Raw genomic sequence first — 22,384 nt, 5'->3', positions numbered from 1 at the left:
CATGAAAATAACCAAATATGTTCTGGCAGACAGCCTTCGTCCAAAAAACGCAGAGCAGCTATTCTCCAATTACTGGAGAATAGCTGCTCTTTTAGTAGAAATTTAATTCAATAATCCAGCAGCTTTAAGTAATCTTGTTAGGATCACTGCTGCCTCTGCACGGCTAGTATCATTACCAGGTGCAAAGCTATCTGCCGATTGGCCTTTCATGATTCCTTTTGCTGTTAAGACATTCACAGCCTCTTTAGCCCAAGAAGAAATAGCAGATGAATCTGTAAATACATTTGTCGCAGGGTTAGCTCCCGATTCTCCTGCTCCAAGGTTTAACAGCTTCAGTGCCCTAGCTGCCATAACAGCCATTTGCTCCCGTGTAATAGGGGCGTTCGGACGGAAGGTTCCATCCTCATAGCCTTGAACCAGTCCTAAGGCTGCCGCAGCTTTGGCGTCTGCAGCATACCATGATAAATCAGACACATCACTGAAGGTCTTCGTTGTGTTCGCAGCGGCTAGGCCTAAAGAGCGAATTAGCATAGCTGCGAACTCAGCACGACTAACGGAATTATGAGGTGCAAAGTTATCTTTGGATTGTCCGGTCAAGATCAGTCGACTGGCAAGCGTTTCAATCTCGTTCTTTGCCCAGTGTGAAGAAATATCTCCAAAAGTTACAGGATGTTGTGCAACGAGGAATATCCCGCTAGCACTGCTGCTCTTAACAGTAACCTTGGTCATCCCGCCTACGATCTCGAACAATGCAGGTACATAACGGAAGGAACCCGTCTGCTCATCGTATATAAGAACTACTCCCGTCTTCGCATCCAGTACTTCCTTAATCATAAATGTACGCTCTACATACGTAGTACCGAAACCATTAGCAGGTACAGTGGTTTTGCCATCTGTAACCTTTAAGGTGATACTGGCCGGAGTTCCGTGTACAATAAAGCCTTGCTGCTTAGCCTTGGCAAGCAGTTGTTCCAATCCTTTTCCGCTTAGCGGACTTAGCTGAAACTCTAGCGTGCCTGCCGGCATTTGTGCAGCTTTCAGCACGCTCTCCACGAGTCCTAACGGAAAGCGATAGCTCATATCGCCACTGGCAATGACAAGCACCGCATTCGGGCTAAGTGCTGCTGCATCGCGTAAAGCTTCTGCGCTAAAGCGAGCTATACCCTCTCCGTTAGCTGAAATCTCGATAAGAGCTTGCCCAGCAGTCGCCTTAGCTTTTAGCTGCGCATCATGATTAGCAGCTGGTGTTGGAGTTGGTGTAGCGACAGGTGCAACAGGATTTACTGACCCCGCCGGATCAGGAGTACTCGTTGGTTCAGTCGGATCCACAGGATCCGTCCCACCATTAGGTAATACCACCTCAACTGTATACACCCTCTTATCGTTGCCAACAGTTACCGTGAAGTCTGTGCTTCCCACTTTAACTCCATGAATACTGTTGTTTGTAAAAGTAGCAATGTCACTGCTCATAAAATTAAGTGTAGCTTGTGTAGTAATATCCGCTCCTTCTTTGTCCAACACCTGAAGAATAGCTGACTTTCCTTGTTCTAGTACAACAGGTCCGCTCTGCCCATCTGCTAGCTTGATGGAGAAAGGTTTAACAGCTGTGGCTATCCCTTGATTCTGTTCAATGATGCTAAATTCAGGAGATGCATTGGACAGGAGGTTCATCCGTTCACCACGAATAATCAAGTTGTCGACGAGCAGGTTACCTTTCAGATTTTTCGTTACTTCTATACCGCTCGTACCAGCACCGTCTAATACATTATTCGTCAGAACAACTCCATCAATCGTCGTGAGAGCATTTCCCTCCAGATTACCGTGGGCAATCAGGCCAGAATAGGTGCTGTCGAGCGCCGTATTGTTACGGATGAGTACTTTTCCTTTTAGGTTGCTCTCACCAGCGTACAGCCATAACGCACCGAGGTTTACCCCGTAGCCCGAATCATAACTACCTGTGCGAAGCAATGTATTCCGCTCAACGATAGTCGTTCCTTGGAACGGCTCTGCGGAGAAACGGGTAGATACAGCGATCCCGGCTCCGTTAGTTACAGTATCTTTTACCACGTTATCTTGAACTTTGTTATCTTTACCACCGAAGACCACAATGTTATCGGCCAACCATGGCAGTGAGACGTTATTAAAACGTGCCGTATTGTTATAGCTAAATGTCCGTTCCGCGCCATTCACTTCATTCAATTTGGTATCTGTGAACGACCACATCGCAATACCATCATCCCCTGGATAGCGGATGTCACTTTGTTCCATCATGCTGTTGCCAGTGCCTACAGCAAAGTTAATTCCATCCGCCATCAGATTGCGGATTCGAAGACCTGCCATATACAGACCATTCGTACGAGCCTTCTCACCAATAGGTTGTGTTAACCACAAGCCTGCTTTGGTATGTTCAATCCATACGTTCTGAATGACCGAGCCTTGGCCAAAAGCACCATGGAAGGCGTTAGTGAACGCTTCATCGTCCCGTACATTAATGCCACCTTCAATCAATAGATCGTATACGCCAACCTTGCCACCGTGACCGTAAAATTTGGCGCCATTCAGAACCGTATACCACATGCCTGCTCCACGGATTTCGGCTGTATCCAGATCCAGCAGACCCTCTCCGACATTAAAGGTACCTACCGGGAACCAAACCCCTTTCCCTGTTGCCTTCGCTTCGGCAAGCGCTGCCTTAAAGGCTGCGGTATCATCTCCCTCATCATTGGCTACCGCTCCAAAATCCGTTACAGAAATAAAGCCGGTAGGGCGAGTCAACTCAGGGGCTACCTGCTCCATATCCACCAAGTCGATGACGTATGAAGTCGCTTGGTCTCCTGTTCCTTTCTCTAAACGAATGGTTGCTCCGGCAGGAGCATCGCCAATCAGAGCATGAATTTCATCAAAGAAGCGATGTCCACTACCTTGACGAGGATCATTTGACCATGGGTAGCTACCATATTCCCAAGCATATTTTGAAGTCAAATTAAGCTGTTTCTTAACTCCATTTACATATAGAGTCAATGTTTCTTCAGCACCAGCACCATCCGAACTGTCCGGAATGGAATAGCGCAGAACAATAGAATTAGCTGCTTCTGCAAGCTTGAACTCTATATAGTCCCCAGTATTCTTCAAGGCGACGGCTTGTCGTCCAGAAGCCTCAGAAGCCATAGTGCGATATTTCCGCGAAGGACCGATTAGTGTTCCGTTAGTCACTGCATCCTCAGCTTCATAGCTAATATAAGGAACTGTTGCCCCGCGGTAAACTTTGTTCACGCTATTTTTTACTGTCAGGCTATCAATGCCTACTTTATTCCAATCGATATTGTCGTTGCTTAGAGAAACGGTGTTGATTCCTGCACGCAGCTTCAGCTTCACCTGTACAGTCTTCCAAGAGGAAGTCTTGACCACGTTAACTTTATCTGATTCCTTCAGGCCGTTCACCTCAAGCAACAGATCTGTTACATCACTGGAAGTATTCTTGTAACGAACAACGGCATCATATTCACCGGCTTGCTGGGCATTGACTGCAAACCGTATAACATGATCTCCTTGGAATGCTTCTCCTCCTGCATACATTGCATCTGTAGGGATAGGCAGGAAGCTCCAAAGAGTGCTATTGGTTCCCACAGCAGAACCAAGTTGAACAGCTGATGCGTCGTGAGTAAGATAGGCTGTATTATCCGCACTTAACATGAGCTTGTAGCCCAACTTCTCTTCCAGCGTCCACTGGGAACGTTCTGCTTCCCCAGAAGCTAACAAGACGGCTTGGTCTGCTTCATTTAAAGAAAGATAATGTTTGGTCTGAACATTCATTATGCGTTTACGTCCATTTACATCTTGGATGATCCATTGGGTGTGAGCCGCCGTGTCGGAGGCTTCTGCATATACGAGTGCCCCTTCTTGTTCAGCCAATACTTTACCAGTCAGCCCTTTCGGCACGATCGTTATAATGTTGGTATCATTCTGAACTGGAGTTGTTGTATTGTTATTGCGCAGTTCTCCAGACGGAGTAGTAAACTCCTGCTGAGCCGCTTCAAGTGTCCATTGAGCTAAGCCGTCACTCTCTAGTAGGAGCGCACGTTCAGCATATCCTGTCTTATTCGCAATGTTTATTAATTCATCGTCGTATTCTCCATAGAGACTACGAATGGTGTAGTGCGTATAATCGGAAGCCAAGCTTACTTCCCAAGCAGATGCTCCGTCTATAGCCGGTTCCGCGCTACTGCTCTCCAAGTATGAATAATCTCCATTCAATGTTAAATAATGGCCTGTTGCTCGATTGATAATCGTTTGTTTGCCGTCCTGCACAAATATATTCCAATGCGAGAATCCATTCTCTGCTGACGGCTGCCCGTACAGAACAACTCCGTGTTCATTCTCGTATAAATACTCCCCGCTGCTTGCATTCTTAAATCTTACAGGGTAAGCAGGGATAGGTGGCGCAATCGCTTCAACGGCTTCAGCGGCAAAATGAGCACTGTTTCTATCCGCTGCATCGGGAGCCTTACTGATCTTTATAATCGGATTCCCATTCTCATCAGAAGCCCCATACATATAGTGGCCAGCCCATCCACTCTTGAAAGTAGTCAGACCTGAAGGCTGCATATCCACAATCCACTTAATGCTGCCCCATACATCATAGACGGTTTGCAGTGTCTGAACGGCAACATTAGGCTCAATCTCATCTACTGCACCACCTATATGCTCCAGGGAGAGGTAACGTCCAGTACCTTTATTTTTAATCTTCACAGATCCATTGCTACCAGCTATTTCTTGCAGCTGCCAGACAAAGGTATCGTCATTCATATCAAGTGAACCATAAGTAGCCTGACCTACTGTTACATCCTCGTTCGCAGCAGCTAAAGCTACAGGATTTGGATCAGCGGTTGCAGATTCCGACTTATCCTGCGGAACCATTGCTTCAGTGTCCTGTGAATCATAGACAGATTCAGTGACAGTCTTAGATTCTAGCAATTTCTCTAGTACATTTGGAGAAGTCAGCAAAGGACCATCTTTAAGATACTGATCCTCCCCATTTACAGTGTCTAGCTTAAAGCGGAATAAGTCCTGCTTTTTCTCTGTGACAGTAACGAATCTCCACTGTGGACTGCCCCAGCCTGGATTGATCACACCATACTCGGCGTATTTAGTGAGATTTTGAAGTGAAATGAACTTCTCAGGGAATTTATTTGGTTCCTTGTCGAGAACACTGCTAATTACGTATGTGTTGTCGCCAATATTTTTGCCTGTCCATATAAATTCTCGCTCCACATTATTCCTGTCTGGAAGCTCAGTGACCTGAATATGGCCATCTGGCATGTTCACTGTGTTAATGTAATGGCCTGTTTTCTTATTCTTGAATAGCTTGCGGCCATTATATTTCTCCACGAGCCACTGATCGGAGCCATCCTTCTGCATATTTCCATACTTCAAGAGGCCGTCAGCAGACTCATACCAATAAAAAGACTTCCATCCATTTTGAATTCGATAATATGGAATGGTTCCATCAGTCGGTGTATTGGGATCTAGAAGCTGCCACTGGGCGCTCAAGGAAGTCGCATCCCCATTTGCTCCAGCATTACCTCCACCCAAGGTAGAGATATAGATGTCTTTGCTCTCAACATTTTCTAGTGTCAGGTAATCATCATAATCATCAGAATCTTTAAATTTCCACTGATCCGATGGCTGACTTTCGCTGATCTCTACAGCCTTGGCTGTGCCGTCAGTGTATGAAATATAATGATTAGTTTCCGCATTACGGATACGCTTATTGCCATCATAATCCTCTACATACCATAGATAATCGGATGAATCTGCATCCTCTGAAGTCATAACGCCATGCTTAAGCTCGCCGTCTGCAGCTTCATATAAAAAATCTGTAGCTACTTGTGCATCTGTATAAGTAGCCAATCGTACCGGCTTAAATTCAGAAATTGGCACGATGCTCCACTGCGCACTTGGATTAGAGGCTGATCCCGGCCAGCCGTTAGAGCGCACGTTATTGTCATCGTTGAATTGTGGATTTAGCCATAACGGACTCCCACTATCAGTTAAACCACTGTTACGAAGCGTAATAAAGCCTGTTCCATCTGGATCTGGTGCACTCTCTTGGAACCACTCACTTAGCTTTACATTATTCATATCGATTTCTTGCGAAAAAACTCCTGCCCAAGTCTGCTCATTCTGCTTAATATAATGACCCGTCTCACGGTTACGAATCATCAACGTTCCTTCGTCCGTTCCCTGATCAAGATACCACTGGGCTGCTTCATTTTTCAAAGACTGTTTGCCGTAGAGAACATTTCCTTTTTCGTCCTCATACATTACCTGACCGGGACGCATCCGGCTTTCCAGCCTTACAGCTACTGGTACTGAATTCAGATCAATAAAAGCCCACTGCGGACTCTCAAACGTAATATTGATATCCGAGCTTACTTGCGCGTAACCAAGCTGATTCTCCTCGTGGATAACCAGTTTACTCTCTGGCACTGTTGCGCTTCGGATGATCATATATCCGTTTCTATTGGAAGTATCGATCAACCATTGATCCGTAACACTTCCTGATCCTTGTAGATCTGCCGCCTTAAGCGTATCCTCTTTGCCGTTATTACCAGACATTGTAATGTAGTGGCCCGTCTTCACATTCTTAATTCGTGACAGACCATTTACCGTCTCCACTGTCCAATGCGATGATGTGTCCGCTGGATTGGTCATGCCATAACGCACGATACCATCAGACGTTTCATATAAGAAATTATTTTTCCACTTATTCTTGATGAGTACTGTCCCTGATGGAATTAGCCCTGCGCCTGTTCCTCCAACCCCTTCTGCTCCTACGGAACCGCTACCGATTCCCATCACAGGCAAGCTTGAGAAAATCAGCAGCATCGCGAGCAGACCCGCCATCGCGGACCTGAATCGTTTCATAAATGTGCCCCCTCTACCTAATATGGACTTCCCTTCCATCTTAAGTTGGTAACGCTTACAAAACGATGTGTGATTTTATCCATAAAAAGGTGTATTTGTACGTATCTCCCGAAAGGTCTGAGCGCTACTGAAAATTGACAAATCTGCTGAACCCTAAGATAGTTAATTTAATTAGAAACGAGCATTCATTAAATGGAGGTACATATGAAATTCAAAATGGATTCACCAAAAATATCAGATCCAGACGCTCTACTCCCTGAGCAAATATACTCGCTGCAAACCAAAGATGAATTCAGTCGTTGCAGCATAAGCGATACAGTTATTGATAATCAAGAGGCGAATAAAGTCAGCTTTGATCAAGTGGTTTTTAAAAATGTTACGATTATCGAGTCGTCCTTAACTGGGATTGAACTGATGGATGTAATTTTTGAGCGATGCGATCTATCCAATGTGGATTTTACGAATGCAATTGTTCATCGAACCGAATTCAGGAACTGCAAGCTCATCGGTACGGACTTCACAAGAGGCAGATTCCAGAATGTTCGCGTGGTAGATTGTATCGGGGATTTCGCAACATTTCGAATGGCTAATCTGAAGCAGGTTGCTTTTGAGAATAGTTCATTGATGAGCTCTGATTACTACCAATCGAATTTCCAGAAAGTCAGCTTCAGCGAATGTAATATTGATCAAGCCACATTGTCAGGATCAAAGCTTAACGGGATTGATCTTAGTGACTGCGAGTTCAGTGGCTTGATCGTGGATATACAAGATTTAGAGGGATGTATCATTTCGCCTCAGCAAGCTGTTTCCTTTGTTGGATTGATGGGTCTGGTTATAAAATAACGTGCTGTTCTACTTACTGGACTTCCAGCGCTAGCAGCTTCAGCTTACCCGAACATTTGCCGCAGCGGTAGCGCTTTGGGTCTACTTTTCGCTTACGCGGATACTCCATAGCACATGCTGTACAGATCAGCTTGTACCGGTAAGGGAGTGACTTTCGAGCTTTCGCACCCGGCAATGTCTGACAATAGCGACTCCCGCCGACTTGTGCCAGCAGTCTTTTGAAATCAGTGTCACGATGCATATACCCTCGCTTCGCCAAATGCAGATGATAATGACAGAGCTCGTGTTTTATAATCTTCTCCGTCTCTTCTCTGCCGAACATAGCAAGCTGATGGGGATTAATCTCTATATTATGGCTCTTGGTAAAATATCGACCGCCTGTTGAAGATAATCGGCTGTTAAAGCTTGCCTTGTGCCTAAAGGGTACGCCAAAGCTGTCCCGTGATACCTGCTCAATCCACAGCTGCAGCTCTTCGTTGCTCATCGTTTCCATAGCGTTCTATCACAAGTCCTTTCCACGGGAATTAAGATCTCTACTTGAATTGTAACTTGTGCATAGGCTAAACTGTCAAGAAGGAAGACAAGTACGGAGGGAGAATGACCAATGCCGAAAATGCGGTATGTAATTTTGCAGCAACATCAAGAATTGCAATTCGTGGAAATGCCCGAGGAATATGCGTACCAGCTAAGTGCGCTCAATTTACGTCTAAACAAAGAAATCGACAAGCTGACAGCCGATAATGTACCGGAGCTGCCCTTAGCTATTGCTGAGTGTGATTCATTGGATCTGCTACGCGAAGATTACTCCCTAGAGTCCGGTCTGGATTATATCAATAGATTGGAACAGGCCTTTGCCTCTGTTCAGGAGCAAAAGAACTATCCACTCATCTCCCTGCTGACCGAGATTCGGGCGCTGCAGGCTCAATTAGAGCAGTGGTACGAAGAGGAAGCAGAAAGCATTCTGTAAATCGTCACCTTTAGGCTCATTTCTCCATATGCTAACTTACGTAAGCAGTTAGAGGAGTGATACCCTTGCCACAGTGGCTCTGCCATCAACTGATGAAAGCTTATTACAAAAAAGACCGCCGTCAGATCAAGCTGCTGAACGAGTGCTGGTTCTTTTATCGTAATTCTGCGGAATCACCGGATTCCATCCAGAGAAATTTATAGGATTCGTTAAATTCAAAAATCCATCCCGCTACTTACAGGGGATGGATTTTTGTATAGGATTCGTTGGAATCCGAATTAGAACATAGGGAATACATATCTGACCAAGAAGAAAAGTGCTCCGAAAAAAATAATAATATAAGCAGCATATTTAATAAAGGTAGATGCGACAACACTGGAATCCGATTTCCGTTGCACCTCTGTATGCTCCACTTCAACGCTTCTATCTTTATAGCCCGGTTCCATCATCAATCTCTCCTTTCGAATATAGGCTGGTAGATAGTCTCCATTAACCCGGGGCTTTCAGAGTTGAAACAAAATTCCAAATCAAACCAGTTATTTTCCGGCATCATGGAGCTGCTTTATTTCTTTTATGATTTCAAGCACATCGCCTTGTGAATTCGAGCTCCCTGATGGTTCGGCTCCAAGTGCAACGCTTCTTCAAATCGTTCTTTCGCTTCTGCCATTTTCCCTAAGCCTAATAAACCTAAACCCATCATGAACAAGCAATGAATTTGATTGCGTCTATTCAGATCATCCTCAAATACGAGGAAATCAGGTAAGGATACGGCAAAATAATCAATCTTCACCTCATCAAAGAGATGTCTTTCTGCGAAATCGATCAGCTTATTAAAACGCCGGTTCGCTTCCTTCGGATGATTCAGCTGTCCCCATGCTAAGCCCTGATAGAAGATCATTTCTGGCGGCTGATCGTTGTAGTACATCGCGCTGGCTGGTTCTTTCAAGCCTTGAGACGCAATCGCCCAGTGTCGTGCAGCTTCTTGCATATTGCCTAATCTGTTATAAGCCACACCAAGCTCGTAATACACATTATTCTCTTGCGCACCATCGAGCTTACCCTCACCTAAATTCTCTGGATAATGAAGCGCACGTGTTAATAATGAGATAGCCTCTTCATATTGGCCTACCTGATTCGCCTGCTTACTCAGTTCAACAAGCCCCAAAACATATTGCCCCGTAGCTTTCCCTTCGCCACCTTCCCATGGATGGAATTGGCGTCGTAATAGAACTGACAAAGCCTCTTCATACTTGCTAAGCAAATTCAGTAGGGTCACATATTCAAGGTATAGATCATCCCGCTCCTCCACCAGCTCCATATGCTGCTGCAGTCTTGCCATCCGCTCCTGAGCAGAAACACCCATCTTCTTATACAATTGGTCCAGCTCGTAGAATACTCTCGCATCATTCGTATTGCACTGGAAAGCTTGTTCAAGTGACTGCAAGGAAGCCTCAGCATCATTACGCTTATTGTAATAAGCAAGCGCAAGGTTACGATGAACCGTCGGGAAACGATCATCAAGCGCGACGGATTGCTCCCAATGGCGAATGGCATCGTCGGTACGTTTTTTATCATAGAATAGATTTCCTAGATAATAATGAGCCTTACTATCTAGCGGATTGCAGGCAATCGCGCTTTCTAATACCTGCAGCTCAAACAAGCTGTTCGGGAAGCAATAATCAGAAGATGCTGCTTGAGCAAGCTGAAGCTGCGCTGTCGCCTCTTCCTCACGGCCCATTTTCTCGTGTACATAAGCCAATGTGTAATGCACCATCGGATAATTGGGTTCATTCGATGTCCTACGAATTTGCTCTAACACCTGTGCAGCTTCCGCGAACAATCCACTACCTGCATAATCGGAAGCTAGATTTAAATAGTTATGCACATCGTTTCGCATGAACCGTGCAAGCTTCATCTGAGCCTCAGCTGCTTCCTCTTGTCGCCCGAGCAATGTAAGCGTAAGCACTCTCTCATGCGCTGCCCCGAAGTCCGCGATATCTAGTTTCAATGTCTCCTCTGCGAATGTAATCGCCTCAGAGTAACGTCCAAGCTTGCGTAAAAGTGCTGTTTTCACATGTCTTGATTTATAGTTTCTTGTGTTACGTGCCAAAGCTCTAGTTGCGAGCTCCAACGCTTCTTCATACGCCCCTCGTTCACAAGCAATTTGACTCAATGCATAGTATCCACTGTCTTGGAATGCTGCAGACCATACCGCCTTGTAGAAGGCAGCAAATGATTCTTCCTTGCGATCCTGCAGTCTGAGAACTACACCAAGCTGATAGTACGCTTCACTATCATATGGATTCGGATTGCGCCAAGTCAGCGATCGTATAGCTGTACGGAAATGTTCTTCCGCTTGCTTAAACAATCCTCGACGAAGCAGCAGCGTCCCATAAGCCACATTAAGCCGAATATCGGATGCATCTCTTCTTAAGCCTTCTTCATAATAATGCTCTGGCTCGAACGTGGCATGACGGTATTGCTCCAGGTGAACTCCAGCCAAATACAACTGCTCTGTGCTTTTTAATTCTTCCGGTAGTGGAAGTGGCTTGGCTGCATCTGGAACCTGTTCAATGCTAGGCTTCGCTGGACGATAAGATATGAGGCTGTTTCCGTTCACATCAAACACCGTTAGGATTAAGTGATGCGGCTGATCCACTTCATCTAACGTAATGACGGATTTATAGGTTAATTCTGGAGAGAGCGTAACGGTATCCTTTACGTACGTTCTATGCTGTCCTCTAAGTTCAATAACCGCTCCCTCGAATACCGAAGTTCCATAGGCCATCACAGTGGCAGTCCATAAAGTCTCATCCACCTCAAGATTAACGGCGGCATCAATAGAAGCATTTTTCACAACACCGATGTTCTTATATGGCATGAAATATTGTGTGAATGACTTCTCTTCATACGGCTGGAGCCAAGTGAAATCGGGTTGATTATCCGTAAATACCCCTGTCATTAATTCAATGTAGGGTCCGTCCTCATCGGTTAAATTACGGTCCCACGCTTGACCAAATTCGCCATTCCCCCAAGTCCACTGCTTTTTACCCGGAGATACATGGTGATTCGCTACGTGAAGCAGACCCGCTTCAACCCCATGATCATAGCCACCCACGAAATTATATTCGGATTTGTACGCCATGTATGAGGTAGGAACAGGAATATTTTTATAGCGCGAAATATCTACACCTTCGGAATAGTCCATCTTGTAATACGTTCCTGTTGCAATAGGGAATCTGGACACATCACGCTTACCATGGTCGAATACGGCTGTGACATCCGGTGGAAACACCGATTGCGTATGGTCATTGACTGCAACCGCAGGGTTTGCCCACCATAAGAAGGTTTGTGGCTCCGAAGTTCGGTTATATAGCTGTGCTGTAACTTCGAGATAGGCTTTTCCAGGATGCAGCGTGAAGCCCGTTGTGACCTTCGTTCCATACATCCGGTCAATTTCACTCACCCATACGGTTGCACTGCCATCTTCATTCTCCGTAATTACATGCTCCACAGGGCCAAACGTGTTCGGACGATGATGCTGCGGCCAGTTAAATTCAATTCCACCTGAAATCCATGGTCCTGTCAGACCAACAAGCGCAGGTTTAATCACGCGATTATAATAAACAAAATCATAATTGTTCGTCTTATCCAGAGCACGATAGATACGGCCGCCAATTTCAGGCATGATCTCGATGCGTACAAATTCATTTTCGAGCATTACCATCTGATACGATTTCATTTCTTTCTCATCCATAATTTTATCAACCACAGGATGTGGATATACTCGCCCCGAGCTGCCTTGATAGACTCGCTTCTCGAGGAACATTGGATTTTTATCGGGTTCGCCTGTTTCATAGGTAGGAATTTCAACCATTTCCTCCCATATGCGGACGCTGTTCGTTAAGATTGTAGAAGGCTCTTTCATACTCATTTCGTTCTCTCCTCCTTCGTGATATAGCTCTAATTTATCGTTGTATGCGCTTTTAAACAATTGACGATAATCTGTAACTGATGGACAATATTCTTATCCTAAAAATAATAATCTCCTTATGAATATGTTGTTATTTCAAATAAATTAATTATGTTCTTAAAAAGGAGGGTTATCATGACAGATATCTCATTAAAGCCGGATGGCTTCGATGAGCAGAAGCTTTTTGTGCTGCCCGATTTCATGATGAATGAATTAAATGAGAATCCGTTAACAAATTCCTTCTATGTAAGTGACATTGGCTGCTTCCCAAGAGCGAAGTTTCATTATCGAGAGCGTCCACAAGGATGTGACTCGCATATTCTTATGTATTGCGTAGAGGGTGAAGGGTGGATGGAGAGTCATCACAGTAAGCTGATCCAAATAAAAGAACGGCAAATAGCTGTCATTCCTGCCGGAACACCCCATCGATATGGTGCTTCAGATGTGAATCCCTGGACGATCTACTGGATGCATCTAAAAGGAACGCATGCCGCTGCGTTGATTCAAACTTATGCCATGGACGTAGAGCCGCTAACCTTTACACTGAACCTTCATACCCAATGGATCGAAGATTTCGAGCAATGTTATGCCCTGTTATCGGATAAGCCTTATGCCATGCGTAATCATATCTATGTGTCTCAGTGCATTCGTCATCTGATCAGCCACGTGGGGTTGAGTACTATGAACTCTGAGCAAGATAAAAAGAACGAACGTTATCTTGAGCAAGCCATTCGCTACATGACGGATCGAATCAACAGCTCCATTTCACTCCCGGATGTAGCGAAGCATATGGGGTTATCGAAGCAGCATCTAATTTATCTATTTAATCAAGAAACCGGGGTTCCCCCGATTGAATTCTATCTGCGCCTCAAAATGCAGCGTGCCAGTCAACTGCTAGCATTAACCGATTTACATATTAAAGAAATCTCTAGTGCTATCGGGATGCAGGACCCCTACTACTTTTCTAGATTGTTCAAAAAAATAATGGGATGCTCGCCGACTCAATATCGAAGCACCCCAAAAGGTTAAAATAAAGAAAAGCCACACGACCGCTGCACCAGGTAAACCAGTATAGTGGAGTGTGGCTTATATTTTTATTGTAGAGGTTCTAATTAAAACTACGGTTGGAAACCCAGGAGCCTTGCAGTTTACGAAGCATAATAATTTGTCCGGTGTGGTATGAATCATGCAGGATAAGACTCATTACCTCTTCCCCTGGGGCATGACCCGAACCACCCCAATCATATGCGCCTTCTTCCAACGCCTCAATGATTTCTCTAAGAGCAGCGTGCACATCCTTCAGGTCTGCAACGGCCTTCGCCCATGCTTCTTCCCCTTCCGTTGTTACAGTGAAGGTAGCATCGTTGCTTTCAGCATCAGGTTGTTTGGGCAACCCTTTTAACTTTCGCAGCAAACGCACCTTATAATATGTTAGATGGTTAACCGTCTCCCAGATGGAATTGACTGTACTCCCCTCTGGCTTCCAAAGTGCCTGTTTACTGTCCACACCTTCCAGTGCATCACTTAACGGTGGGGCCCAATCCTCGATATCCATGCAATAATCCCAATTTTGCAGCAGAACCTCACTGATTTTATTATGCATGTTCAACCTCCTAATTTTAACTAAATTATGTAACTACTTAAACCATCATATAGTGGTTACATTAGAAATGTAGCATATTTCCAGCGTTCAATCAAGTAACTAGCTAATCACAATTTTAACTGTTACAATCGTTGTAATCGAGAGTTGTGCGGAAAGGATGAACAGGACTTGTTGTGGGAGGATTTCATTAATAGTTACTGGCGGGATTGGCGAACAGGAGATAAGAACAAGGATCGGGATGAACTCGAAGATCCGGAGTGGATTGCGAAATGGCTGAAGAAGCATGCTCTGTTAGAAACACAGCTGCCGAATACGATAGAACTGGAACAGCTAAAGAAGCTTCGATCCCTACTATGGGACTGGGTACAGGCTATTGTACAAGGAAAATCGATGGATGGAGAAATGCTGAAGCAGCTCAATGTCTATATGGACAAGGGTCCTGTTACGCGGCGAATGGTATGGAAAAGTGCCGAGCAAGCGGAGATTTCATTATTGCCACTACATAGCGGTTGGGAGCAGGTGATGGCGGAGATAGCGGCGTCTTTTGCGGAGGCTATGCTTGAAAAAGAACCCTCAAGATTCCGTATCTGCGAGAATCCTGATTGTCTCTGGGTGTACTATGATGATACACGTAACCGTTCTAAGCGTTACTGCGATGACAAGGCTTGTGGCAACCTCATGAAGGTGCGGCGATTCCGGGCGCGGAAGAAGGCTGAAAAGGGTTCGGAGTGACTATTAAAGGAACTCTTGCGGGATGACGAATTTCGATCAACATTTATCCCCCCCAAACTTTTCAACACTCCTAATACGTCTTGCTAGTAAGTGCGCTAATAACACACTTATTACAACGAAATGGAGCGTGAACAAACAATGAAAAAGAGCCCTTTTAACGTATTGAAGCTTGGTGTAGTCGGATTAACGGTTGTGGGAATAAGCGCTGGCATGTTACCAATGAATGGCACTGCTTTTGCTGATGCAGTGAACACGACTAAGCCTGCCATCAATGCCCCGATTTCAGCTGTACCGATTTCCACCATCAATAACACTGGGATCCAAATCAAAGAAGTAACTCTCACATCTTCAACGGAGCTTCTGAATACAAATATTAAAGTGCCACAGATCGTAGGTATGTTGGACACTAAGGCTCAGGAAGAAATCAACAGTATCATTCTCTCTAAAGCGCAGAAAGACCTTGCTCTTTGGGAAAAGGATGCAACTGAAGCAGCAGCAGACGCTAAAAAGGCTGGTTTCGAGTATCGTCCATATGAGCTATACATTATTTATGAATTAAAAGAAAATGGATCGGATAACCCTTCTGGAGTGATCTCACTTGTTGTTACTTCTCAAGGAGACACTGGTGGAACGGGCATGCCTCGTGTAGATACATACAATGTATTTAATACGAAACAAGCGAAGCGGATTGCCTTGTCAGATTTCTTTGGAAACGACTTTAAGGAAAAGTTGAATACCGGTATCCTTGCGAAGATCAATGAGGAACCTGAGAACTATTTTATTGAGGATTTCAAAGGGATCGACGAAGAACAAGGTTTTTATATTGAAAATGGTGAGGTTGTCATCCTCTTCCCTAAATATAGTATTGCTCCAGGCGCCATGGGAACTCCTGAATTTCGTTTCAGTACCCATATTACGAACAACCCGAAGCTCGATTTAAGTACAATAGCTACATTTAAGAATGCTAATGGGGTTTCAATGGTGTCATTACGAGATGTGGCGAATCGTTTAGGATATGAAATCAAGTGGAATCAAACGTCGCGCTCAGCTGAGCTGAAGAAAGGTGCACAGTGGACAAATGTTACCTTAGGTAAAGATTCTTACTTTTTTGCCAAAATGGCACCTGTCACTTTAGGCACTGCTCCTATCCTAAAGAACGATACGATATACGTTCCGGTTAAAATGGTTACCGATATTTTACGTGTGGAATTTAAGAACGGCTAATTAGGCTAATGGCATTCCAGAATGATTTTTTGTTCTAGAATGCCTTTTTAAATTCATAGGCACTTGTGTACCGATTTCTGATCCATTCATGGTCACTCCTTTATTTACCAAGAGAAGCTAAGAACTTTTTTAAGTTAGTCATACGTCTTGCTGACATAAGACAACTGATGACGAAGGAATGAACTACCATGAAAGAAATCAAGGTTACACCACCGACTAACTCTTTAGAACTTGACAATTCCACGACTAGAAGGCGTTATATGCCGGGAATAGATGGACTTCGCGCACTCTCTGTGATCGCAGTTATTGCGTATCATCTCGACCTCAATTGGGCTCCAGGAGGACTTATAGGGGTCGGAATATTCTTCGTTCTGTCTGGATATCTGATCACGGATCAAATCATCCAAAGGTGGAAGAAAGACCGACGGTTCGACCTTAAAGATTTCTGGATCAGACGAGCGCGACGGCTATTGCCTGCTATGTTTGTCATGCTTTTTGTCACTGCTATGTGGCTTCTGTTGTTCGATCGTTCACGATTATCAGCATTACAAGGGGACTTTCTATCTTCAACGTTATACTTCAATAACTGGTGGCTTATTTTTCACGATGTATCTTATTTCGAGAGCTTTGGACCTCCTTCTCCTATCGGTCATTTGTGGTCGCTCGCTATTGAGGAACAGTTCTACTTCATTTGGCCATTGGTTATTATTGTAGGGTTACGCCTTGCACCTCAGCGAGGTAAACTCATTGTGATGTGTCTAACAGGGGCATTCCTCTCGGCACTTGCTATGGCGCTAATCTATCAACCTGGAGTTGACCCAAGCCGAGTCTATTATGGTACTGATACCCGAGCTTTTGCTCTACTGATTGGAGCCGCTCTCGCTCTAGCATGGCCGAGTCAAAATTTGACCGATAAGATTTCACGCAGATCTCGCTATATCCTTGACTTCAGTGGTGCAATCGGATTAATCACCCTCATTCTTATGATTTGGCGGACGAATGAATACGGACAATTTCTTTATTATGGCGGCTTGGTTATAGTGTCGATTCTTTCCGCAATTGTAATAGCTGTACTCGCACATCCTGCGAGCCGACTAGCTAAAATCATGGGTTGCAAGCCCTTGCGTTGGATTGGCGTACGTTCCTATAGTATTTACATATGGCATTATCCAGTCATCATTCTAACTAATCCTACAATAGATACAGGTGGGTTCGATGGTTTCCGTGTTCTTTTTCAGCTGGGAGTTAGCCTCCTATTAGCCTCACTATCGTGGAAATATATCGAAGAACCTATTCGTCAAGGTTTATTAGGAAGATGGTGTACGAAATTAAGCATTCGTCTGCAATTCAAGATTCGACCCTTATTCATCTTTATTGCAGTCCCGTTAATCATATTGTCCATATCCTGCAGTAGCAACTTGGATACTAAGATATCCGCAGATCCGAATACAGGCACTATTACTAATCCCGATAAGAATGAACATAATGTCACACTAGTGCCCCCTCAAAATGTACCAACACCTGTGCCTGTACCAGTACCAGTAGATCCACCGAAGATGCCAGAACCTCAGCCTCAGGTAGAAGAAGCAGGTAAAGGTGTTACTGCGATAGGTGATTCCGTAATCCTCGATGCTGCTCCTTATCTACAAGAACTTCTGCCAGGCATTGTTATCGATGGTAAGGTAGGCAGGCAGATGTCACAGGCACAAGAAGTGGTCGATAAACTTAGGACGAAGGGGAAACTTGGCACTCGAGTGATCATTAATCTAGGTACAAACGGAGCTTTTAACTCCAATCAATTGCGGAAATTACTTATTTCACTTGAAGATGTTCAGCAAGTCGTACTAGTAAACACACGTGTACCGAAAAAATGGCAAAATACTGTGAATACCTTGCTTAAGAAAGTGGCTTTAGAATTCCCCAATGCTATGGTTGTAGACTGGCATTCCTCAAGCGAAGGAAAGGATTCTTACTTCTATGAGGATGGCGTTCATCTAAAACGAGAAGGTGCCAAATCCTATGCCGCACTTGTAGCTAAAGCCATACAAAAGGAGAATCAATGAGAATAGTAATCTAACAAACTAAAGCTACGCAATATAAAAAGAGAAGGGTTTTACGAATATGCTTAAGAGGAATAAAGAGAAATTACTCACTCTTTGTATTACAGATAACAAGGAGAACATATACCGTCTAGCTTACAGCTATGTGAAGAACAAAGAGGATGCATTAGATGTTGTTCAGGATTCAATTTATAAAGCTCTCTCCTCTATAGGGTTGCTAAAGAACCCAGAATCCGTAAAGAGTTGGTTGTTTAGAATCGTAGTAACTACCTCTCTAGATTTTCTGAGGAAACATAAAAGAGTTCAACCGGTAGATGATGAAGCACTCGACTTTTTTATCCCTGGTGCGGTAGACGTGTATCCAGATATTGATTTAGAAAGATCGCTGGATGATCTCCCCCTTAAGTATCGAAATGTCATCGTCCTTAGATATATCGAAGATTTAAAGATCGAGGAAGTTGCGGAAGTATTAAATGAAAACGTCAATACAGTAAAGACTAGACTATATCAAGCACTCCAGTTATTAAGAATCAACATGCAGGAAGAATCCTCAAAGGAGATCAATTAGAATGGATAACCAAATCAAAAAAATTATAGAAGATTATAACAAACTCCCTATTCCTGAGGAATTAGATTTCGTTGTAAGTAAAGCATTAAAGAAAAGGAAGATAAGAAGAATACGTTACCAGTGGATATCTGGAGTTTGTGCGGCAGCCCTATTTTTCGTAATTGGAATTAATGTCAATGTTAACATTGCCAATGCCTTCTCTGCTATACCTGGTGTAGACAGTATTGTTAAAGTGCTAACTTTTAGAGAATACAAAGTGGATGAACAGACCTATAATGCAGACATAAAGGTCCCCATCATTACTAACTTAGAGAATAAAGAGCTGGAATCGACTCTGAATGAAAAATATCTCGAAGAAAACAAAAAACTATATGATGAGTTTCAAGCAGAGATGGAGTCTTTAAAGCAATCCGGAGAGGGGCATTTAGGGGTCGACACAGGCTTTGAGGTTAAAACGGACAATGCTGAGCTATTTGCGATTAGCAGATACGTGGTAAATACCGTAGGTTCATCGTCAACAACAATGCAGCACGATACGATAGACAAGAAGAATCAAATCCTGCTAAGTCTGCCTATGTTATTTAAGGATGATCGATATATCAGTATCATAAGTGAAAATATTAAAGAACAGATGCGCTCCCAAATGAAAGCAGATAAAGATATGTTCTACTGGATTTCAACAGATGAACCCAATGAAGACCTTTTTTATCAATTTGAAAATATAGCTAAAGATCAAGATTTCTATATCAACGATAAGTACCAGCTGGTTATTTCCTTTAACAAATATGATGTGGCTCCTGGCTACATGGGCGTTAGAGAATTCATCATTCCAACAGATGTAATTGCAGATGTTCTGGTCAGCCGTACGTACATTAAATAAATCATTATGAGACTCATAAAGGGTATGCGTTTTGTATCCCTTATGAGTCTTTTTTTGCGTGAAAAGTCATTAATCAATCCCTATGCCTCTAATGTCTTGCCATCCTATTTTTATTTCTTCTAATAATTCATTCCCTATCTTAACTTCTATACTTGAGATAGACTCTCCCCCAACGCTGTGGTAGAAATGAATCGCCGGATTGCCCACCAGCACCCAAGTCATGAACGAACTATAATTTTTCTTCAATAAATTCTGTGCTACACTTCTTATGAGCTGCTTCCCTAGACCTTTTCCTTGGTGTTCCTTAAGCAAATAAAGTGCGTAAAGCTCCGCATCGTAGAGATCCGGCTCTCTTCGCGCCCCTCCATTTGCAAAGCCAATGATCATCCCAGCCTCATCTTCAGCAACATACATTACCTCGTCTTTATTGGGATTTTCAAAATTCTGAATCCAGCGCTTCCTTCTAGCTTCTACTGTGAAATTATCAAGAAACTCGTCTGATATTAGTCCTTTATACGTGGTTTTCCAACTCGTAGCGTGGACGAAAGCGATCCCGTCTATATCACTAGCTGTTGCTTCTCTGATCTTCATTTTATCTCACCCCTGCAGCGCCTTTCGCACGCTTAATATATATTTCGCCTGATCTAATGGATTCACGCCCCGGCGGGTGCGCTCAGCGGATACGTCTGGCTGAGATTCTTCATAGCCGGCAAAAAAAGAAGTGAACGTGCTACGCCCCTTCGTATAGGAGCTTAAAGTAACAGGATAATCAAGCGACGTTGCCAGTGGCAGACGGCCTTCGATGATCATCCGCTCGCCTTGCAGCACAGGTGGCTCGAAGGTGCCGCGCATCTGAACCAGGTCGTTCATCACTCGGCCGCCATTCTCCTCAGGGACAACGATGCGAACCTGAAGAATCGGCTCCAGTAGTTTAGTGCCTACCCGCGCGAGTCCATCCATAATCCCCATAGGAGTCGCTACGGCAAAATCCAGCGGATGGGTATGCCATACATGATGCTGTCCCTCGATTAAGGTCACTTTAAGATCGGTAACCTCCCAGCCGTACAAGCCCTGTTGCAAGGCTTCTGGTACACGCCGTGCGGTCTCGCTCTGATATTGCGGCAGCAGATCGGAACTCCGCACTACCGAATCATAAACTAAACCACTGCCAGGAGGTCCGGGCTCAATCTGAAACCGCAGAATCGCCCAGCACGGCTTCGGCATCGTATAAGCGATAAAGCCTTGCCCAGCAGAGGCTGGCGTTTCTTTATAGATGACAGAAGGCTGACCGAAGGTAACCTTCAGCGCATACCGCTCCTCCAGAACACTATTCAGAATCTCCAGCTGAATAGGTCCCATTACTTTGATATGCAGCTCTCGCTCATCCTGCAGCCACTGCGCATCCAAGAGCGGATCTTCATCCGCCAGCTCCTGCAATGCTCCGATAACCTTATGGTCATCCATATCGGTTCCCCAGAATACGCGCACCGTTAGCAGCGGTACAGCCAGCTTCGCCTCCGCCGGAATCGCCTCCGGTTGGCCGAGTACATCTCCGATCCGTACCCCTGAAAGACCATAGATTACAGCGATATCCCCCGCTTCAAGCGATCCGATATCCTCAGTACGACCACCCTCGACCTTGCGGATCTGGGTCACTTTTCCCTGAATATTCTGCGTGTAGTTCATTACCGTATCGCGGTTACGGATCGTTCCTTCATAAAGGCGGACAAACGCCATTCGCCCCATGCTTTTATCACGCTGAATATTGTAGACAATGCCGGACACCGGCCCCTCAACATTGCCACCAGCTCGCGGAAAATACTCAACCATCGCGTCCAGCAATGCAGTAATGCCAAGCCCCTTGGCGGCAACACCATAAACCATTGGGAAGAAGCGTCCTGAAGCGGAAGCTGTCTTCATATATTTTTTCCAAGCTGCAAGATCAATCGAACTACCTGACATATACGTCTCTAGCAGATCTTCATCCCGCTCAGCCAATGCCTCCAACAATTCAGTCTGTGCAGCAGGATCGGCATCGCTCCCCCACAAATCTATTGCGCCTATGTACTCCTGCTCTTTCCCGGTGGGTTGCTGTACAGGAATGATATCACTAGACAAATAATTTCGCGCTTGCGCCAGCACAGCCTCAGGGTCTGCACCTACACGATCCATTTTGTTCATAAAAATAAGCGTCGGTATTCCCAGCTTCCTCAGCGCGTTCCAGATCATCTCACTTTGAGCCTGCACACCCTCTACCGCCGACAAAATTAGCACCGCACAATCCATCACTCGCAAAGACCGTTCAACCTCTGACAGAAAATCGACGTGTCCTGGTGTATCAACGAGGTTGATCTGCACACCCTTCCATTCAAAAGAAGCTAATGCCGCCCGAACGGATATTCCTCGTTGCCGCTCTACATCCATAGAATCCGTCAATGCTGTCCCACTGTCTACGCTGCCGAGCGCTCGAATGCGACCGCTTTCATACAAAATATGCTCTGTTGTTGTTGTCTTGCCGGCATCCACATGGGCAAATATCCCCACATTAATCCGTTCTGCTCCCTGCTGCTGAATCATCTATAGTACCCCTATCATGAGCTAGATTGA

At 44.6% G+C, this 22,384-nt stretch carries 16 protein-coding genes; 9 read left to right on the top strand and 7 right to left on the bottom strand.

All coding sequences use genetic code 11. From position 1 onward, the window contains the following. Nucleotides 1-102: 102 nt before the first annotated feature. Complete coding sequence (locus NSS87_RS06200; protein ID WP_339245601.1) at nt 103-6,927, bottom strand: S-layer homology domain-containing protein; 6,825 nt, start codon at nt 6,925-6,927, stop codon at nt 103-105. A gap of 204 nt (nt 6,928-7,131) precedes the next feature. Here NSS87_RS06200 and NSS87_RS06195 point away from each other — a divergent pair, with 204 nt between their 5' ends. Continuing rightward, entirely contained in the window at nt 7,132-7,770 is a 639-nt protein-coding gene (locus NSS87_RS06195) for a pentapeptide repeat-containing protein (protein ID WP_042185508.1), read from the top strand. A gap of 13 nt (nt 7,771-7,783) precedes the next feature. Here the strand turns inward: NSS87_RS06195 and NSS87_RS06190 are convergent, their stop codons facing one another. Next, nucleotides 7,784-8,254 (bottom strand): SprT family protein, encoded by a 471-nt coding sequence (locus NSS87_RS06190; RefSeq protein WP_081382729.1) that lies wholly within the window; start codon nt 8,252-8,254, stop codon nt 7,784-7,786. A gap of 120 nt (nt 8,255-8,374) precedes the next feature. Between NSS87_RS06190 and NSS87_RS06185 the strand changes: the two genes are divergently transcribed. Together NSS87_RS06185 and cmpA are read left to right on the top strand one after the other, a co-directional pair. Then, nucleotides 8,375-8,737 carry a hypothetical protein gene (locus NSS87_RS06185; RefSeq protein WP_042185506.1) on the top strand — a complete coding sequence of 121 codons (363 nt, stop codon included), beginning with the start codon at nt 8,375-8,377 and terminating at the stop codon, nt 8,735-8,737. Nucleotides 8,738-8,802: 65 nt separating this feature from the next. After that, the gene (gene cmpA / locus NSS87_RS06180) at nt 8,803-8,940 is read left to right on the top strand and encodes a cortex morphogenetic protein CmpA (RefSeq protein ID WP_094874036.1); all 138 of its coding nucleotides are present in this window, start codon (nt 8,803-8,805) and stop codon (nt 8,938-8,940) included. 75 nt (nt 8,941-9,015) lie between these two features. Here cmpA and NSS87_RS06175 read toward each other — a convergent pair whose 3' ends face one another. Beyond that, entirely contained in the window at nt 9,016-9,186 is a 171-nt protein-coding gene (locus tag NSS87_RS06175) for a hypothetical protein (RefSeq protein ID WP_156113060.1), read from the bottom strand. 122 nt (nt 9,187-9,308) lie between these two features. Further along, nucleotides 9,309-12,671 carry a DUF5107 domain-containing protein gene (locus NSS87_RS06170; protein ID WP_339245596.1) on the bottom strand — a complete coding sequence of 1,121 codons (3,363 nt, stop codon included), beginning with the start codon at nt 12,669-12,671 and terminating at the stop codon, nt 9,309-9,311. Between the two features lie 174 nt (nt 12,672-12,845). Between NSS87_RS06170 and NSS87_RS06165 the strand changes: the two genes are divergently transcribed. Further along, nucleotides 12,846-13,739, top strand: coding sequence for an AraC family transcriptional regulator (locus NSS87_RS06165; protein ID WP_052404181.1), 894 nt, complete (start codon nt 12,846-12,848; stop codon nt 13,737-13,739). Between the two features lie 79 nt (nt 13,740-13,818). Here the strand turns inward: NSS87_RS06165 and NSS87_RS06160 are convergent, their stop codons facing one another. Further along, the gene (locus NSS87_RS06160; RefSeq protein ID WP_339245593.1) at nt 13,819-14,313 is read right to left on the bottom strand and encodes a DinB family protein; all 495 of its coding nucleotides are present in this window, start codon (nt 14,311-14,313) and stop codon (nt 13,819-13,821) included. A 168-nt stretch (nt 14,314-14,481) separates the two neighbouring features. Here NSS87_RS06160 and NSS87_RS06155 point away from each other — a divergent pair, with 168 nt between their 5' ends. From NSS87_RS06155 to NSS87_RS06135, 5 genes are all read left to right on the top strand, one after another. Next, nucleotides 14,482-15,045 (top strand): CGNR zinc finger domain-containing protein, encoded by a 564-nt coding sequence (locus NSS87_RS06155; RefSeq protein ID WP_339245591.1) that lies wholly within the window; start codon nt 14,482-14,484, stop codon nt 15,043-15,045. Between the two features lie 138 nt (nt 15,046-15,183). Continuing rightward, nucleotides 15,184-16,269 carry a stalk domain-containing protein gene (locus NSS87_RS06150; RefSeq protein ID WP_339245590.1) on the top strand — a complete coding sequence of 362 codons (1,086 nt, stop codon included), beginning with the start codon at nt 15,184-15,186 and terminating at the stop codon, nt 16,267-16,269. A 188-nt stretch (nt 16,270-16,457) separates the two neighbouring features. Then, entirely contained in the window at nt 16,458-18,332 is a 1,875-nt protein-coding gene (locus NSS87_RS06145; protein ID WP_339245588.1) for an acyltransferase family protein, read from the top strand. A 58-nt stretch (nt 18,333-18,390) separates the two neighbouring features. Further along, nucleotides 18,391-18,897 carry a sigma-70 family RNA polymerase sigma factor gene (locus NSS87_RS06140; protein WP_339245587.1) on the top strand — a complete coding sequence of 169 codons (507 nt, stop codon included), beginning with the start codon at nt 18,391-18,393 and terminating at the stop codon, nt 18,895-18,897. 1 nt (nt 18,898) lies between these two features. After that, nucleotides 18,899-19,777 carry a DUF3298 and DUF4163 domain-containing protein gene (locus NSS87_RS06135; RefSeq protein ID WP_042124758.1) on the top strand — a complete coding sequence of 293 codons (879 nt, stop codon included), beginning with the start codon at nt 18,899-18,901 and terminating at the stop codon, nt 19,775-19,777. A 69-nt stretch (nt 19,778-19,846) separates the two neighbouring features. Here NSS87_RS06135 and NSS87_RS06130 read toward each other — a convergent pair whose 3' ends face one another. Both NSS87_RS06130 and NSS87_RS06125 read right to left on the bottom strand, forming a co-directional pair. Continuing rightward, complete coding sequence (locus NSS87_RS06130) at nt 19,847-20,368, bottom strand: GNAT family N-acetyltransferase (RefSeq protein ID WP_042185496.1); 522 nt, start codon at nt 20,366-20,368, stop codon at nt 19,847-19,849. A gap of 6 nt (nt 20,369-20,374) precedes the next feature. Beyond that, complete coding sequence (locus NSS87_RS06125) at nt 20,375-22,354, bottom strand: translation factor GTPase family protein (protein WP_339245585.1); 1,980 nt, start codon at nt 22,352-22,354, stop codon at nt 20,375-20,377. Nucleotides 22,355-22,384 lie beyond the last annotated feature (30 nt).

The organism is Paenibacillus sp. FSL F4-0243 (genome assembly GCF_037963295.1).
Lineage (GTDB): Bacteria > Bacillota > Bacilli > Paenibacillales > Paenibacillaceae > Paenibacillus_AQ.
This window is presented reverse-complemented; position numbering and strand designations above follow the sequence as displayed.

What these genes read in the sequence shown, in the direction of transcription:
- NSS87_RS06145 (WP_339245588.1), top strand. Translation starts at nt 16,458, where the DNA reads ATGAAAGAAATCAAGGTTACACCACCGACTAACTCTTTAGAACTTGAC.
- NSS87_RS06135 (WP_042124758.1), top strand. Translation starts at nt 18,899, where the DNA reads ATGGATAACCAAATCAAAAAAATTATAGAAGATTATAACAAACTCCCT.
- NSS87_RS06170 (WP_339245596.1), bottom strand. Translation starts at nt 12,671, where the DNA reads ATGAGTATGAAAGAGCCTTCTACAATCTTAACGAACAGCGTCCGCATA.
- NSS87_RS06195 (WP_042185508.1), top strand. Translation starts at nt 7,132, where the DNA reads ATGAAATTCAAAATGGATTCACCAAAAATATCAGATCCAGACGCTCTA.
- NSS87_RS06160 (WP_339245593.1), bottom strand. Translation starts at nt 14,313, where the DNA reads ATGCATAATAAAATCAGTGAGGTTCTGCTGCAAAATTGGGATTATTGC.
- NSS87_RS06200 (WP_339245601.1), bottom strand. Translation starts at nt 6,927, where the DNA reads ATGAAACGATTCAGGTCCGCGATGGCGGGTCTGCTCGCGATGCTGCTG.
- NSS87_RS06125 (WP_339245585.1), bottom strand. Translation starts at nt 22,354, where the DNA reads ATGATTCAGCAGCAGGGAGCAGAACGGATTAATGTGGGGATATTTGCC.
- NSS87_RS06150 (WP_339245590.1), top strand. Translation starts at nt 15,184, where the DNA reads ATGAAAAAGAGCCCTTTTAACGTATTGAAGCTTGGTGTAGTCGGATTA.
- NSS87_RS06175 (WP_156113060.1), bottom strand. Translation starts at nt 9,186, where the DNA reads ATGATGGAACCGGGCTATAAAGATAGAAGCGTTGAAGTGGAGCATACA.
- NSS87_RS06185 (WP_042185506.1), top strand. Translation starts at nt 8,375, where the DNA reads ATGCCGAAAATGCGGTATGTAATTTTGCAGCAACATCAAGAATTGCAA.
- NSS87_RS06130 (WP_042185496.1), bottom strand. Translation starts at nt 20,368, where the DNA reads ATGAAGATCAGAGAAGCAACAGCTAGTGATATAGACGGGATCGCTTTC.
- NSS87_RS06140 (WP_339245587.1), top strand. Translation starts at nt 18,391, where the DNA reads ATGCTTAAGAGGAATAAAGAGAAATTACTCACTCTTTGTATTACAGAT.
- NSS87_RS06190 (WP_081382729.1), bottom strand. Translation starts at nt 8,254, where the DNA reads ATGAGCAACGAAGAGCTGCAGCTGTGGATTGAGCAGGTATCACGGGAC.
- NSS87_RS06165 (WP_052404181.1), top strand. Translation starts at nt 12,846, where the DNA reads ATGACAGATATCTCATTAAAGCCGGATGGCTTCGATGAGCAGAAGCTT.